The organism is Siminovitchia fordii DSM 16014 = CIP 108821 (genome assembly GCF_000374565.1).
In the GTDB taxonomy this organism is placed as follows: domain Bacteria; phylum Bacillota; class Bacilli; order Bacillales; family Bacillaceae_C; genus Siminovitchia; species Siminovitchia fordii.
Genome location: NZ_KB894686.1, coordinates 233,281 through 249,692, shown reverse-complemented (window position 1 = coordinate 249,692; position 16,412 = coordinate 233,281). Strand labels below are relative to the sequence as shown.

General features: G+C 42.3%; 15 protein-coding genes. 2 read left to right on the top strand and 13 right to left on the bottom strand.

Annotated features, from left to right (window positions below; translation table 11 throughout):
- Nucleotides 1-371: 371 nt before the first annotated feature.
- From deoC to gpr, 12 genes are all read right to left on the bottom strand, one after another.
- Nucleotides 372-1,028, bottom strand: coding sequence for a deoxyribose-phosphate aldolase (gene deoC, locus C509_RS0105325; RefSeq protein ID WP_018705882.1), 657 nt, complete (start codon nucleotides 1,026-1,028; stop codon nucleotides 372-374).
- Nucleotides 1,029-1,093: 65 nt separating this feature from the next.
- Nucleotides 1,094-2,443, bottom strand: coding sequence for a tRNA (N(6)-L-threonylcarbamoyladenosine(37)-C(2))-methylthiotransferase MtaB (mtaB, locus tag C509_RS0105320; RefSeq protein WP_018705881.1), 1,350 nt, complete (start codon nucleotides 2,441-2,443; stop codon nucleotides 1,094-1,096).
- 4 nt (nucleotides 2,444-2,447) lie between these two features.
- Nucleotides 2,448-3,203 (bottom strand): 16S rRNA (uracil(1498)-N(3))-methyltransferase, encoded by a 756-nt coding sequence (locus C509_RS0105315; RefSeq protein ID WP_018705880.1) that lies wholly within the window; start codon nucleotides 3,201-3,203, stop codon nucleotides 2,448-2,450.
- A gap of 10 nt (nucleotides 3,204-3,213) precedes the next feature.
- A complete protein-coding gene (gene prmA, locus C509_RS0105310) occupies nucleotides 3,214-4,152 on the bottom strand; it encodes a 50S ribosomal protein L11 methyltransferase (RefSeq protein ID WP_018705879.1) in 939 nt (312 codons plus the stop codon).
- A 17-nt stretch (nucleotides 4,153-4,169) separates the two neighbouring features.
- On the bottom strand, nucleotides 4,170-5,282 hold the full coding sequence (gene dnaJ / locus C509_RS0105305) for a molecular chaperone DnaJ (RefSeq protein ID WP_018705878.1): 1,113 nt from the start codon (nucleotides 5,280-5,282) through the stop codon (nucleotides 4,170-4,172).
- Nucleotides 5,283-5,491: 209 nt separating this feature from the next.
- Entirely contained in the window at nucleotides 5,492-7,333 is a 1,842-nt protein-coding gene (gene dnaK / locus C509_RS0105300; RefSeq protein WP_018705877.1) for a molecular chaperone DnaK, read from the bottom strand.
- Between the two features lie 43 nt (nucleotides 7,334-7,376).
- Nucleotides 7,377-7,991: a nucleotide exchange factor GrpE gene (gene grpE, locus C509_RS0105295; RefSeq protein ID WP_018705876.1), complete on the bottom strand. Its 615-nt coding sequence runs from the start codon at nucleotides 7,989-7,991 to the stop codon at nucleotides 7,377-7,379.
- 312 nt (nucleotides 7,992-8,303) lie between these two features.
- Complete coding sequence (gene hrcA / locus C509_RS0105290) at nucleotides 8,304-9,335, bottom strand: heat-inducible transcriptional repressor HrcA (RefSeq protein ID WP_026319695.1); 1,032 nt, start codon at nucleotides 9,333-9,335, stop codon at nucleotides 8,304-8,306.
- Between the two features lie 114 nt (nucleotides 9,336-9,449).
- On the bottom strand, nucleotides 9,450-10,580 hold the full coding sequence (gene hemW / locus C509_RS0105285) for a radical SAM family heme chaperone HemW (protein ID WP_026319694.1): 1,131 nt from the start codon (nucleotides 10,578-10,580) through the stop codon (nucleotides 9,450-9,452).
- A gap of 92 nt (nucleotides 10,581-10,672) precedes the next feature.
- Nucleotides 10,673-12,511 (bottom strand): translation elongation factor 4, encoded by a 1,839-nt coding sequence (gene lepA / locus C509_RS0105280; protein WP_018705873.1) that lies wholly within the window; start codon nucleotides 12,509-12,511, stop codon nucleotides 10,673-10,675.
- Between the two features lie 119 nt (nucleotides 12,512-12,630).
- Entirely contained in the window at nucleotides 12,631-12,960 is a 330-nt protein-coding gene (locus C509_RS0105275) for a YqxA family protein (protein WP_211214249.1), read from the bottom strand.
- Between the two features lie 90 nt (nucleotides 12,961-13,050).
- A complete protein-coding gene (gpr, locus tag C509_RS0105270; RefSeq protein WP_018705871.1) occupies nucleotides 13,051-14,163 on the bottom strand; it encodes a GPR endopeptidase in 1,113 nt (370 codons plus the stop codon).
- Nucleotides 14,164-14,346: 183 nt separating this feature from the next.
- Here gpr and rpsT point away from each other — a divergent pair, with 183 nt between their 5' ends.
- Nucleotides 14,347-14,610, top strand: a complete 264-nt coding sequence (gene rpsT / locus C509_RS0105265) for a 30S ribosomal protein S20 (protein ID WP_018705870.1) — start codon at nucleotides 14,347-14,349, stop codon at nucleotides 14,608-14,610.
- A gap of 134 nt (nucleotides 14,611-14,744) precedes the next feature.
- On the opposite strand, the gene holA is transcribed toward rpsT, so the two are convergent.
- Nucleotides 14,745-15,761 (bottom strand): DNA polymerase III subunit delta, encoded by a 1,017-nt coding sequence (holA, locus tag C509_RS0105260; protein WP_018705869.1) that lies wholly within the window; start codon nucleotides 15,759-15,761, stop codon nucleotides 14,745-14,747.
- A 293-nt stretch (nucleotides 15,762-16,054) separates the two neighbouring features.
- Between holA and C509_RS25405 the strand changes: the two genes are divergently transcribed.
- On the top strand, nucleotides 16,055-16,201 hold the full coding sequence (locus C509_RS25405) for a YqzM family protein (RefSeq protein ID WP_018705867.1): 147 nt from the start codon (nucleotides 16,055-16,057) through the stop codon (nucleotides 16,199-16,201).
- Nucleotides 16,202-16,412 lie beyond the last annotated feature (211 nt).

Sequence of the window (16,412 nt, the reverse complement as noted above, 5' to 3'; positions counted from 1 at the left end):
AGCGACGAGACGATACACATGCACTTTACTCGCGATTGCTGCATCATCGGAAAGCTCAACAATCTACCAGTTAATGTTTAGAATTTCTATCCAAGTCTCAGCCCCGTATATGTCCCGATGTTTTCAATAACCCGAAAAAAATAAGTCCGTTCAACTGTTGCCTGCAATCAAGACTCTGCTTATAAATCATATTTCTAAAGAATTGGAAATGGGAAAATAAAGACGTTTGTTATAGTTATACCGAGCTATTGCATCGTAATCAACAGTTCATAAAAATGCTCCCGTATCTACATAAAAAACTTGCCGTCGTTAGTTTAACCGGCTTGAATTATGACAATTCAGCCATTCAATCAGTGTCTCTTAAAAGTAACTTATATTCCATTAATGATGTTTGCACCCGAGCTTGTCCCTATCCGTGTCGCTCCGGCTTTGATCATTTTTATAGCGTCCTCACCAGAACGGACACCGCCGGATGCCTTAACGCCCATTTGATTTCCAACTGTTTCCCGCATTAACGCTACATCATGCTCCACTGCCCCCCCAGTTGAAAAGCCTGTTGAAGTTTTTACATAATCAGCTCCAGCTCTCTTTGCTATTTCACAGGCCGTCTTTTTCTCTTCATCAGACAAAAGGCACGTTTCTATGATTACCTTTACAAGCGCCTTCCCCTTTGCTGCAGCCGCAACGCCCTGGATATCCTTTTCTACAAGTTCAAGATCCCCACTTTTCAATGCCCCGATATTGATGACCATATCCACTTCCTGTGCACCTTTTTCAATAACATCTTTCGTTTCAAATGCTTTTGAATCCGGTGTAGAGGCTCCTAGAGGAAACCCGATGACCGTGCAAACCCTAACATCCGTTCCTTTCAATAGGACGGCAGCATGTTCCACCCACGTTGGATTCACACAAACAGATGCAAAATGATATTCCTTCGCCTCTTCACATAATTTCTCAATTTGGTCTCTCGTTGCATTAGCCTTCAATAAAGTATGATCAATCATTCGGTTAATATTTTTTGGAAGCATTTCTTTGTTCCTCCCCTGACATTTTTATTGTTTAAAAAAACTGCAGCCTATCGCTGCAGTTCAGTTTATACTACCATAGTAGCCGGGGCTCCCTCATCCATTACGCGGACAAACTGTCCTTCATTATAAGGGTATCCCGCTTTTGTAATTTTAACTTTTACAAGCTTGCCGACCATTTCTTCGGTCGCCGGAAAGACCACTTTTAGATAGTTGTCTGTGTACCCTTCATACAAACCTTTGTCGGGATCGCCATTGAACGGCTCTTCAGGAATGACTTCAAGGACTTCATTCTCAAATTTTGATGCATATTCTTTTGCCAATTGGTCTGAAAGAGAGATCAGGCGATGAACCCGCTCATTCTTTACAATTTCATCAATCTGATCTTTCATTCTCGCTGCCGGTGTTCCTGTTCTCATAGAGTAAGGGAATACGTGCAGCTCTGAGAATTTATGTTCTTTTACAAAGTTGTAAGTCTCCATGAATTCTTCTTCAGTCTCACCTGGAAATCCGACAATTACATCGGAGGTGATGGCCAAATCAGGCAATGCTTTCTTTAATAATTCCAAGCGCTCGGCGAAAAATTCCATTGTATATTTGCGGCGCATTCTCTTCAAGACAGTATTTGACCCGGATTGAAGCGGAATATGCAAATGTCTTACAACCAGCTGTGACTTGTCAATGACATCAATGACCTCGTCAGTAAGCTGGCTTGCTTCTATGGAAGAAATACGAAGCCTCTTCAACCCTTTCACTTGTGCCTCCAAATCGCGAAGCAATGCGGCAAGATTGTAATCCTTCATGTCTTCCCCGTATCCGCCTGTATGGATTCCGGTCAACACGATTTCTTTGTACCCTGCATCCACAAGCTGCTGTGCCTGGCGGATAACTTCCTGTGGATCCCGGGAACGCATGAGCCCTCTAGCCCATGGTATAATGCAGAAAGTACAAAAATTGTTGCACCCTTCCTGTATTTTAAGGGAGGCACGCGTACGGTCGGTGAATGATGGAACATCCAATTCCTCATATACCCGATTTTTCATAATATTGCCTACCCCGTTAATGGGCTGGCGTTCTTTTTTGTATTGCTCGATGTAATCAAGCATTTTCACTCGGTCCTGTGTTCCAACAACGACATCTACACCGGGAATCGCCATGATTTCAGCAGGTGATGTTTGAGCATAGCACCCTGTCACGCAAATGACAGCATCAGGGTTCTTACGAATGGCGCGGCGGATCACTTGACGACTTTTTTTATCCCCGGTATTCGTGACCGTGCATGTATTGATGACATAAACATCAGCGGTATCTTCAAATTCCACCCGCTCATATCCATTATTTTTAAACAGTTGCCAAATGGCTTCCGTTTCATAATGGTTGACTTTGCAACCTAATGTATGAAATGCCACGAGAGACATCATATCACCTCATTAATTCAAAATGATAGGAAACAGCGGATAATGCATACAGTGGAGCTGTCTCCGTTCTTAAAATCCTTGGACCTAATCCGACCAATTTAAAACCATTAGCTTGCAGCTGCTCAGTTTCTTCCTCTTCGAACCCGCCTTCCGGACCGAAAACCAGCAAAATGGCATTATCCCTTCCAGCGGATGTAAATATTTGTGCCAAGCCGCTCTTTTCCCCATTTTTGGCGGCCTCCTCATAAGCTACAGCCTTATAGTCAAAACTGTCTCCTAAAGTAAGAAGCTGTTTAAAAGAGAGGGGCTCAGAAATTCGCGGGATTTTTTGGCGATGTGATTGCTCTGCTGCCTCTTTCGCTATTTTCTTCCATCTATCGAGCTTTTTAGAGGCTTTTTTCTCTTCCCATTTTACAATGGAGCGGGCAGCAATGAAAGGGACAAATTGCGAAGCTCCCAGTTCGGTCCCTTTTTGTATGATCCACTCCCATTTATCCCCTTTTGGCAGCCCGCTCGCAATCGTCACCTCGACAGGGAGCTCCTTTGATTTTGCTTCTTCCCATCCAGTGATCCGGATTTCCACAGAGGAGTTCATAATCGAATCAATCATCCCTATTCCAGCTTCTCCACCCTCGAATACCACATAAAGCCGGTCACCTGGCTTCATTCTCATTACGCGGGTGATATGATGGTAATCTTCGCCTGAAATAACTGCAGATTCTTGCCCATTAAATGGTTCATTAATGAAATACCGCTGCATTTCTTCACCCCTAGTTTAAACGCCTGGCAATGAATGCGGCCCAATCTTCCATTCTGATTGTCTCTTCGACCATAAAGCCGGCTTTCTGAAGGGCAGCTTTCACAACCTCGGTCTTTTGCTCAATAATTCCTGAAGCTATGAAATAGCCGCCCTTTTTGACTGCTCGTGCGGCATCATCGGAAAAGGAAATGATGACTTCCGCCAAAATGTTTGCAACAACGATATCCGCTTGTTCCGTAATTCCGTTTAATAAATCATTTTGCTCAACCATTACGATTTCATCCACATGGTTTAGAGAGATGTTTTGTCGTGCAGCTTCCACTGCTACCGCATCCAGGTCCAGCGCCTTTACTTCTTTGGCCCCCAACAATGCCGCCGCTATGCTCAATACGCCGGATCCCGTCCCCACATCAACGATGGAGTCTCCTTTTTTCACTGTCTTTTCGAGAGCTTGTATACACATGACTGTCGTCGGATGAGTGCCTGTTCCGAACGCCATACCCGGGTCTAGCTCAATAATCAGTTCATCACTTTCAGGAGTATAGTCCTCCCATGTCGGTACAATTGTAAACCGGTCCGAGACTTTGACCGGATGATAATACTTTTTCCATGATGTTGCCCAATCTTCTTCCTTAACATCTGAAAGGGTGACTTTATTTTCCCCGATATCAATTTGAAACTCTGTAAGCTTTGAAATATTTTGTTTGATTTCATCCACTGTTTCATTTAAGTTATCCGTATTTGGCAAATAAGCCTTAATGACAACTCCTTCAGCGGGGAAATCATCAGGATTCAGTTCATATATTTCCCCGAATCGATTCTCCCTCACCCGCAAGAAATCAGCGGGGTCTTCGATTGCTATCCCGGTTACGCCAGCTTCATATAAAACATGACTTACCGGTTCAACAGCTTCATTAGTAGTAAGTATACTAATTTCAGTCCAATTCATTTGACTGCTCCATTCATTTAATCGCCTTTAAAAGCACGTTTCATTTTCCCAAAAAAACTTTCGTTCTGTTCATCTGGTACATTCCCGCTGATTTCCGCAAACTCACGAAGCAAATCTTTTTGCTTGTCGTTCAACTTTGTCGGCGTAACAATTTTGACGAGAACATGCTGATCCCCTTTTCCGAATCCACGTACGTTCTGTGCACCTTTTTCACGCAGTCTGAACCTTGTACCTGTCTGGGTACCAGCAGGTATTTTCAGCTTCACTTTTCCATACAATGTCGGGACTTCTATTTCATCACCGAGTGCAGCCTGGACAAAAGTAATCGGCATTTCACAATAAATGTCATCACCGTCCCGTTCAAAGAACTCATGGGGCATGACATGGAATACAATAAAGAGATCTCCTGGCGGTCCGCCATTAACACCCGGCTCCCCTTGGCCCGCAACACGCATCTGCTGGCCATCGTCAATCCCTTTAGGGATTTTAACATTGATTTTCTTTCTTCTTTTTACTTTGCCTTCTCCATGGCAAGTCTGGCATTTTGCTTTGATGATTTTGCCCGTTCCGTGGCAATGCTGACAAACCCTGCGGTTGACGATTCTTCCAAAAGGAGTCTCCTGCTCAACATTCAATTGGCCTGTTCCGTGGCAATAATGGCAAGTTTCAGGTGTTGTTCCAGGTTTGGCACCTGATCCGTTGCATGTGTCACAGGTTTCTTCTCTAGGAATTTCAATGACTGTCTCTTTTCCGAAGATGGCTTCTTCGAATGTAAGAGTCATCGTGTATTGTAAATCGGCTCCCTGCCTTGGTGCATTGGGATCTCTGCGGCCCCCGCCGAAGAAAGTACTAAATATATCTTCAAATCCACTGAAACCACCAAAATCCGCTCCGCCACCAAACCCGCTTTGGGGCCCCTCGTGGCCGAATTGATCGTACTGGGCTCTTTTTTGATCATCACTTAACACTTCATAGGCTTCCGTAATTTCCTTGAATTTTTCATCCGCACCGGGTTCTTTATTTATATCCGGATGGTATTTTTTTGAAAGTCTTCTATAAGCTTTTTTAATCTCATCTTTAGAAGCGTTTTCCGATATGCCAAGCACTTCATAATAATCCCTTTTGCTCATGTTTCCACACTCCCGAATCTATTCACATAACGTTCATTTTATCATATCTGATCTAAATAAGAAAAGCGCAAGTGGCACGTGGCGCTTGCAAACAGAACGATTCGCAAAGAAGAAGCCATGACGCCCTTCACATCATATGAAACCTTCTTTGAGCTGACACCAGAATAAAAGTCAAAGCCCGTTTCAGCGGGCTTTGACTTTTCAACACTTTATTTTGATTCTTTGTTATCATCGACTTCTTCAAATTCCGCATCAACAACGTTGTCGTCTCCGCCGGTATTTGTTTCTTCCCCGCCTCCCTGCTGAGCTTGTGCTTGTTTGGCAGCTTCTTCATACAGCTTAACGGACAGGTTTTGTACAATCTCTTGAAGGGCGTCTTTCTTTTCACGGATTTCATCTATATCATTTTTCTCAACAGCAGCCTTCAATGCATCTTTTGCTTCTTCCGCTTTTTTGACTTCAGCTTCGTCCACTTTCCCCTCAAGTTCTTTGAGAGTTTTTTCCGTGGTGAAGATCAATTGGTCTGCTTCATTTCTAAGTTCTACTTCTTCTTGGCGCTTCTTGTCTTTTTCAGCATTTTCTTCGGCCTCTTTAATCATACGCTCAACTTCTTCCTCAGAAAGGCCTGATGAAGATTTGATCGTTATATTTTGCTCTTTACCTGTTCCGAGGTCTTTTGCACTTACATTCACGATTCCGTTTTTATCAATATCGAATTTGACTTCGATTTGCGGTATACCGCGCGGTGCAGGCGGAATATCGGACAATTGGAAACGTCCGAGTGTCTTGTTGTCTGCCGCCATCGGACGTTCACCCTGAAGGACATGAATGTCAACAGCTGTCTGATTGTCGGCTGCAGTTGAAAATACTTGCTGCTTGGATGTAGGGATCGTTGTGTTTCTTTCAATCAATTTTGTAAAGACGCCACCCATTGTTTCAATTCCAAGTGAAAGCGGTGTGACATCGAGGAGTACAACATCTTTAACATCTCCGGACAATACTCCGCCTTGAATGGCCGCTCCCATTGCTACCACTTCGTCCGGATTCACACCTTTATGAGGCTCTTTTCCGGTTTCTTTTCGAATAGCATCCTGAACTGCAGGAATCCGAGTAGAACCCCCTACAAGAATTACCTTATCAATTTCAGACGCTGTTTTTCCTGAATCTTTGATAGCCTGACGTGTTGGAGCCATCGTTTTTTCCACAAGCCCTGATGACATTTCTTCGAATTTTGCACGGGTCAAAGTAACTTCAAGATGAAGAGGACCCGCTTCTCCTGCAGTGATAAAAGGAAGGGAGATTTGTGTCTGCGTTACACCTGACAAATCTTTTTTTGCTTTTTCCGCAGCATCTTTCAACCTTTGTAAGGCCATTTTATCTTGAGAAAGATCAATTCCGTTGTCTTTTTTAAATTCGTCTACAAGATAATCAATGATGACTTGGTCAAAGTCATCTCCACCCAAACGATTATCGCCGGCTGTCGCCAACACTTCAAAAACACCGTCGCCTAGTTCAAGAATGGAGACATCAAATGTACCTCCGCCTAGGTCATATACCAAAATAGTCTGGTCTTCATCTGTCTTTTCCAGTCCGTATGCAAGTGCTGCCGCTGTCGGTTCATTAATGATCCTTTCTACTTCGAGACCTGCAATTTTACCGGCATCCTTTGTAGCTTGTCGCTGTGAATCATTGAAGTAAGCCGGAACTGTAATGACTGCTTTCTCCACTTTTTCGCCAAGGTAGTCTTCAGCATATGATTTCAAATATTGAAGGATCATCGCTGATAATTCTTGAGGTGTGTATTTTTTTCCTTCAATCTCTTCTGTATAATCCGTACCCATATGGCGTTTGATGGACATGACAGTATTAGGATTGGTGATGGCCTGACGCTTGGCTACCTCACCAACTTGAATCTCTCCGTTTTTAAAAGCAATCACTGAAGGGGAGGTACGGTTTCCTTCGGGATTTGAAATAACTTTCGGTTCCCCGCCTTCAAGCACTGCCACACATGAGTTTGTCGTTCCCAAGTCAATACCAATGATCTTGCTCATGCTCACATAACCTCCTTAACAATATGTACCTAACTATTTCTCACTATTTACTTACTTTGACCATCGATGGTCGGATAACTCGATCTTTTAATACATATCCTTTTTGGAATTCTTCCAAAATGATATTTTCCTCAGTTCCATCTTCCTCCGCCTGCATCACCGCCTGATGAAGGTTTGGATCAAACTCGTTTCCAACTGCCTCAATTTGTTCGGCTCCTTCACTCTTCAAGGCCTCGATGATGCTTCTATAAACCATTCCAACCCCTTCAAGCAGTGCCTTTGTCTGCTCATTATCAGGTTCGATCTGCATGGCTCTTTCAAAATTATCGATTGCAGGAAGAAGATTCGTGATCAAATGCTGTGCTCTATATTTTTCATCCGCTTCCCTTTCAACTTTGGTACGGCGGCGGAAATTATCAAAATCTGCAAGCAGGCGCAAATAGCGATTTTCCTTCTCTTCAAGCTGAGCTTCGAGCTCTTTGATTTTACTTGTCAGCTCTTGTTCACGTTCATCTTCTTGATCCGAAGAGGACTGAACGGCGTCAGCTTTGCCATTTTCTTGTTCGCTTTGGCCTTCAGACTTAACTTCATTATTTTCTGGCGTTTCTTCTTGATTCAAATCTTCCGGCTTTAGTGTTTCTTTCGATTCTTCTTGCAATGTCTTCACCTCCTTAAAATATAAGCGTAAGCACCTGTCTAAGATGTACAACTCGGGCGAGGAGGGTCTCCTCAAGCCGCTATGTCCTAAACGTCGAATGTTCAAACCAATATCCGCGTTTTCATAACTTCATTGGTTTAACTGAAACGACCTTTAGCCTTCACCCCAAAAAGGCAGGATCAGGCAGCGACGTCTTGTTGCATCACCTGGATTGGACCATCCCGGACATCACTTAACAATCAAATATCACAAGCGCTTATGCAATAAAGAAGGGAAATTAGCAATAACGCTAATTCCCATTCCAGTTTTGGCTTAACTTTCGTTAAACATTTTTGTTAATGCTTCACTCATATCCCTGCTTAAAAAGTCAAGGAGACCGATGACTCTGGAATATTCCATTCTTTTGGGTCCCAAAATGGCAATTGTTCCAACTGGCTCTTGGCCGATGGAGTATGTGGCCGTAATAAGACTGCAATCTTCCATGGCCATATTTTTATTTTCTTTCCCGATCGTAACATGAATACCGTGGGGAATATGCCTGAATAGCTCATAAATTCCCTCTTCCTTTTCAATCATGTTCATCAGAGAGCGGACTTTGTTAATATTATGGAACTCCGGCTGATTTAACATATTGGTTTTCCCGCCGAAAAATATTTTCTCATTGCCCGGTACATCAATCGTTTTTAATATGGATTGCAGCAGCTTATCGTATTGATGGATATTCTGTCTCAAAATTTCTGCCACTTCATACTCAATTTTAGCCTTCAATTCAGAAATCGGTACCCCAGCAAGCTTTTGATTTAAAATATTGACGAGCTTCTCTATATTTCCCGGTACATAGTTTTCCGGCAGTGAAAATATCTTGTTTTCCACATGCCCAGTATCCGTAATAATTACAGCAACAGCTTTTTCTCCGGAAAGAGGAACAATTTGCAGACGCTTCAGCTTGTTTTCCTTGACTGCGGGGCCAAGGAGGATTGCCGTGTAATTCGTCAGCTCTGACAAAACACTAGCAGATCTCTGTACAACATCTTCGAGTTCATATATTTTCTCCGCAAAGATGGAATGGATAAGTTGCCTCTCATGGGTACGGAGCATTTCTGGTGCCAATAAATGATCCACATAGTATCTGTACCCCTTCTCAGAGGGTATACGCCCCGATGAAGTATGGGTTTTTTCAATGTACCCGTACTCTTCCAAATCTGCCATTTCGTTGCGGATCGTTGCCGAACTTAGATTTATTTCTTCCCTTTTTGACAATTTTCCCGAGCCAATGGGTTGGGCAAACCTGATAAAATCATCAATAATGGCTTGCAATATGAGCAATTGACGATCTGTAAGCACCATTCATCACCCCTGTTAGCACTCTGTCATCATGAGTGCTAAATCTAATATAAAAGTAACAAAATGACCTATTGATGTCAACGAATTTATACTCATTTTCCAAGTACCTTTAAATTAAATAATAAAGCTTTGAAACACTTCATTTCCAAGAAAAAGTCCTTGGCGCGTTAGTCGAATACTGTCGTTTTTCTCTTCGATCATGCCTTTTGATTTCAATGTCTCCATTTGTTTTTGGAATAGTTCCTTAGGATTGATTGAAAACTTCCTTTGGAAATGAGAAATGCTGACACCTGTCCTTTTTCTTAAACCAAGGAACATTTCTTCTTCCATTCTTTCGCGATCCGTCACTTCATGTTTTTCAAAAATTGGGAGGAGGCCCTCCTCCAACGGTTCCATATATTTTTTCAAAGGTCCATAATTTGAGTACCGGATACCATTAACATATCCATGGGCCCCTGCCCCGAAACCAAAATATTCATCATTGTTCCAATAAACAAGGTTATGAGTGCTTTGGAAGCCCGCTTTCGAAAAATTACTAATTTCATACTGCTTCAAACCGTTTTTCTCCATCTGCTCGATTAAAATTTCATACATTGCTGCTTCCTGATCTTCTCCTGGTAATTTAAGCTTTCCCTTTCTCAATAAATTATAAAAGACCGTCTTCGGCTCAACAATCAGGGAATAACCCGAATAATGCGGCAGATCCAGTTCAATGGCCTTTTTTACAGTATCCGAAAAATCCTCCACCGTTTGACCCGGCAATGCGTAAATCAAATCAATGCTTATATTGGAAAATCCGGCTTGTCTGGCATTGCTGATAGAGCGGTAAACATCCTTCACTTGGTGGGACCGCCCTATTCTTTCTAACAGCTCATCATTGAACGATTGGACGCCAAAACTGAGTCTGTTGACACCATAATTTGATAACACACGCAGCTTTTCTTCGGTAAGATCGCCGGGATTCGCTTCAAAAGTGAATTCCCCTTCCTTGGAGAAAGGGAGATTTTCTCGAATTGCAGAACAAAACGCATCAAACTGGCTTACATTCAAAGCTGTCGGTGTGCCGCCCCCCACAAAAATCGTTTTCAGTTTCATTTCCGGAAACCGGTCTTTATATAATCTAAATTCTTTTTCCAACATCTCGAGATATTTATCCACCGGCTGTCCATGCATAAAGAATTTATTAAAATCGCAGTAGTGGCATATATGCTCACAAAAAGGTATATGAATATAGGCTGAGTTCATCTTTTCACGACCTTGTCCGACTTGATTGGCAGAAAAAAAGAAAGGGCATATGCAAGAGATACTCTCCCTTTCTTTTATTGTGCTGAGGAGTTTTATTTGGAGCTGTTTCCGGAATCATCCATTTTTAAGACAGCCATGAATGCCTCCTGCGGAACCTCAACAGACCCCACTTGTTTCATCCGTTTTTTCCCTTCTTTCTGCTTCTCAAGAAGTTTACGTTTCCTTGAGATGTCCCCACCATAACATTTCGCAAGGACATTTTTCCTCATAGCCTTGATGGTGGACCTAGCAACGATCTTTTGGCCAATTGCTGCTTGGACAGGCACCTCAAACTGTTGGCGGGGAATAAGATCTCTCAATTTTTCAACAATGGCTTTTCCACGCTCAAAAGAAAAATCTTTATGGACAATAAAGCTGAGGGCATCCACTTTTTCACTGTTTAACAAAATATCCATTTTCACAAGATTGGAAGGTTTGTAACCAATCGGTTCGTAATCAAAAGAGGCATAGCCTTTAGTGTTAGATTTTAAAAGGTCAAAGAAGTCATAGACGATTTCCGCAAGCGGGATTTCATAAACAACATTTACCCTGATTTCGTCCAGATACTGCATGTCAATGAATTGACCTCTCTTTTCCTGAGCCAGTTCCATTACGGCACCTACATAATCATTAGGAACCATCATTGATGCTTTTACATACGGCTCTTCTACCCTGTCTATTTTCTGGGCATCCGGCATATTGGCAGGATTATCCACAGATATTTCCGTACCATCATTCATGTATACTTTATAAATTACACTTGGAGCAGTTGTAATCAAATCGATTTTAAATTCACGTTCAATCCGCTCCTGAATGATTTCCATATGCAAAAGCCCCAGAAAACCACAGCGAAATCCAAACCCGAGGGCCTGTGATGTTTCAGCCTCGTACTCAAGGGCCGAATCATTCAATTCAAGCTTTTCCAGCGCTTCTCTCAAATCATTGAATTTGGCTGAATCTATAGGATAAAGTCCGCAGAAAACCATCGGATTCATTTTTCGGTAACCCGGAAGCGGATCGCTCGCCGGATTAGTTGCACTTGTAATGGTGTCACCGACTCGCGTATCTGCCACATTTTTAATGGAAGCTGTAACGAAACCGACATCTCCCACAGTCAGTTCATCAACAATCATCGGCTTAGGAGCGTGGACCCCAACTTCTGCTACTTCAAACTCTTTGCCGGTAGCCATCATTTTTATTTTATCTCCTGCCTTGATCGTACCCTCCATCACACGAATGGAAGCGATGACCCCCCTATATGCATCATAAAGGGAATCAAATATGAGAGCTTTCAATGGTGCTTCCGGATCTCCTTCCGGTGCCGGCACTTTTTCCACTATTTGCTCGAGTATTTCTTCAATCCCGATTCCTGCCTTTGCTGATGCAAGCACAGCATCAGAGGCATCCAGGCCGATAACATCTTCAATTTCCTTGCGGACCCTTTCCGGGTCGGCTGCAGGAAGGTCGATTTTATTGATGACCGGTACAATTTCCAGATCATTATCAAGAGCCAGATAAACATTGGCAAGTGTCTGGGCTTCAATCCCTTGGGCGGCATCCACAACAAGAATGGCTCCCTCGCAAGCAGCCAGGCTTCTAGAAACCTCATAAGTAAAATCGACGTGCCCTGGAGTATCTATCAAATGAAAGATATACTCCTCTCCATCCCTAGCCTTATATGTCAATTGGACTGCATTCAATTTTATTGTTATGCCCCGCTCCCGTTCCAGATCCATGGAATCCAGCAGTTGGTTCTTCATTTCCCTCGAAGAAAGGGCTTCTGTCTTTTCAAGAATGCGGTCAGCCAACGTGGATTTCCCATGGTCAATGTGGGCAATGATTGAAAAGTTTCGGATTTTCTCTTGTCTCTTCTGTCTGTCAAAATGATTCATTTTTTTCACTCCTGTTAATAGGCACATGTCCACTAGGTTAAATTATATCAGCCCCACTCTCAATTCACAAAAAAAAGCACATATATGAATATGCACTATTTTTTATATGAAGCAATCGATTACTCTTTAAATAAACCCATTAAAAAATCTATTATATTTTTCGTAGCCTCTTTTACAAAAGAAGAAAACGTTTTTCCCATGGAAGAAATAAAATTGTAAGTTTCGAGATCTTCCAGTTCTTTCTTTTTTTGGGCAAGTTCCTCAGTATGATTAATCTCACTCCCTAAAAGAGCAGCCTCAATCTTTCCATCCTCACCCTCACTTACATGGACCGGAGGCGGAAGTGACGTATCTTCATAACCTTTCATATCCTGCATTCCCTGATGGGCTTTTTCCATTCCTATAAAAACACCTACAAACAGGACCATCGCCAAAAGCAGAAATTTCAAGATAAATTTAATCAAAATCGTCACCCTCCGTCTCCGCCTACTCTACTAATTGTTTATGAAAGAGAGAGTATTAATAGAACCTCAAGGAAATCAACGTGTTTTAAATCCTGCATCTTTACGGTCAACAGCCGTATGGAGTGCAGCGTTTAAACCTGCAGCAATCAGATTGCCCATATCTTCAACAAATACATCCACCTCTTTGGGCGTGACCATCAGATTGTGCCCGAGCGGTGCGAGTACTTCCTGGATCAACTTTCTTTTTTCCTCATCATCCAACATTCCGACAATTCCCATAAACGTCTTCTTTTGGTCTTCTCCCGGTAAGTCCCTTTCCGTAAGTTTTCTCTTGTTGCCGAATGTCAGACCAGCCGGCGCCAACGACCTCGAAGGCTCACCCGATTCTTTTATTTCTCTTCCGAAATGTTTCAGAATAAAGTCTATCGTATCACTCGTAATGGTCACAGCATCAACTACAGTCGGAACACCGATGGAGATGACCGGTATACCCAATGTTCCATGACTAAGTTCCTTTCTTTTATTGCCCACCCCCGATCCAGGGTGGATACCGGTATCAGAAATTTGGATTGTTGAATTCACCCTCTCAATGGATCGGGAGGCCAAAGCATCGATTGCTACAATAAAGTCCGGTTTTGATTTTTCTGCTACCCCAAAAATGATGTCGCTCGTTTCAATTCCTGTAATCCCCATCACTCCAGGAGAAATGGAACTTACAGGCCTGTAGCCCTCATCGACATTCTGGGCTTCAAGTTCAAACAGATGCCTCGTTATAATTAAATTTTCGCATACCCTTGGTCCAAGCGAGTCAGGCGTTACATTCCAGTTACCGAGTCCGACGACTAGACAGCTTGCTGATTTCGGTATGCCGATCATCTGTAAAAAACGGCTGAATTCTGCCGAAAATATTTCCTGTACCTTTTGCTGCAGAACTGTATCCTGGCTCCTGATCCCTTGTACTTCCAACGTTACATAATTCCCTGCCTTTTTTCCAATCTGCGCTTCGCCTTCAGGAGCAATTTTAACAGAGGTAATTTTCACACCATCCTCATCCCGTTCTTCCACCATTACTCCGTTAATTTCACTCTTCGTTTCCTGTTCCAATTGGCCGACAGCCATTTCAAAGGCCTCTTTTGCCAAATCCGTCCTAACAGAATAGCCGCTTAAGTCCAGCTTATTGTCATTCAATGTTCAGATGCCTCCCTTGCTTGTTGTTTTATCATTCATCTTCTCCGTTGATGGGATTATTCATTCACAAAGGTGGGATGGATTTTCTTTTAATATTGCAATATTGAAGTCCGTTTGGTAAAATACTCTTGTTCTATTGGATAACGAATGGGCAAATTGAATGGTCTGCGGGAGGTGAACGAAATGCCGAACATTAAATCTGCGATTAAACGTGTAAAAATCAACGAATATAAAAACGAACAAAATGCAGCATTTAAATCAGCGATGCGTACAGCTGTCAAAAAATTTGAAGCTGCTGCCGCTCAAAATGATGAAAACGCAAAAGAACTTTTCAAAAATGCAGTCAAGCAATTGGATAAAGCTGTCACAAAAGGAATCATCCATAAAAATACAGCCAACCGCCAAAAAGCACGCTTGGCTAAAAAGCTCAGCAACCTGAGTGCATAAAGAAAAGCGTAAGTGTCTGATCATGAACGGATAGTCATTAGGCGCTGAAAAACACATTTTATTCAAATGAATATCGTAATCATTACGATTTTTTAACTAAAAAACGACCTGTTGAGGGTCGTTTTTTTTGATTCCTATTTGCCTTTAAGTATTTGAATCAGCAACAATTCCACAGCGACGGAGCGATCCAGTCCTCCAGTTTTTAATTTCAAATCGCATTCAGCTATTGAATTAATAATGGCCTTCAGTTCATCACTAGAAAAAGAACTGGCTTGCCCTGCTGCCAATTTCACCCGGTAGGGATGCACTTTCAACAAGCCGGCCGCATGCTTTTGGCTATATCCCCGCCCCGTCAATTCCTTCACTTGATATATAAGCCTGAATTGTCCAGCAATAAGGGAGAGCACTTTGATCGGCTCTTCATTTTGCTTTATCAGATCATAATAGATACGAAGGGCCTCATCACTTTCCCTCTTGACGACGCTCTCTGTCAAAGAAAATACATTCTGTTCCAAAGTTCGGGAAATCAGATTTTTGACTGTTTGTTCGTTTATCACACCGTTTTCTCCCACATTGAGAGACAGTTTTATCAGTTCTTCATTCAAGGTCATCAAATCATTTCCTGTCAAGAAAAGCAAAGTTTCAATAGCAGGCTCTTCTATTTCGGTGAGGTGGAATGCGGCACGTTCCCTGATCCAACTTTTTAATTGGGGCTCATCCAGTGGCTTGGCTTCTAAAATTTCTGCATGCTTCTTAACAAGTTTTGTGATTTTTTTCCTCTCATCAAGCTTTTCGTAATCGGCAATGAAAACCATGACCGTATATGGAGCCGGGTCACTTAAATATTTCTCCAGCCTTTTTATATCATGCTCCACTTTTTCCCTTTGCTTAACTGCCGTAAAAAAAACAGGATTATGTAGAATAACCAGTTTTTTTTCTCCCATGAATGGGTAAGTTTCAGCATCTTCTATCGCTATCTCCACCGGCGTCTCTTCAAGGTCATAAGCTGAATAATTAAATTCCTCACTGTCACTTGTTAACACATTCGCCATCAGTTTCTGTTTAACGTCATTGATTAAAAAGGCTTCCGTTCCGTATAATAAATATATTGGCGAAAAAGTTTTGTTTCTAATATTTTTCATTATGCTCATATGACATTCTTCTCTCTTTCCCAAACTTCAACCCTATACTCATCGTAAGGAAAGAGAGGAATTTTGACAAGAGGCAAAGGGGACTTCACCTTTGGCCAAAGCCCCCTAATCTATATTGAACGCTTTTAAATAAGGCCTAGGACACTTATTCAAAAGCGGAGTAACGTGCCGTAAGGATAGTTTGACCACAAGTAAAAAAAGTATATGTGTCAACTCTTGTCAACAGAGGTAAAAGGAAAGTGGATTTTTTTTAAAGCATCATCTATACTATAGTGGAAACAGGAGGGGTAGTTGTGAGAGAATCTGAATTCGAATTTGAACAAAGTGTGCAGTCCAAGCGCAATGATGCCATCGATTCCGGAGTCGGCTTCGCTGTATCATTTGTATTCTTCACAGCCATTTTTGTGATTGGCACAGTAATCGAAGTTCTCGGCAAGTAATCGTAAAACACAAAACTGTTTAAGCAGCAGGAAAGCGTCTTGTGACTCGAAGTGACAGCACTAATCCTAAAAATTACTTATCCAAGAAAGAAGAAGTTTGCATTACGCAAGCTTCTTCTTTTATTGTGGAAGAAGATGATAATAAAAATCCCCAGGTTGTTAATCACCTTCTTACCCCCTGCGTCGTCCAACTCTGACAATCAGAGGCCCT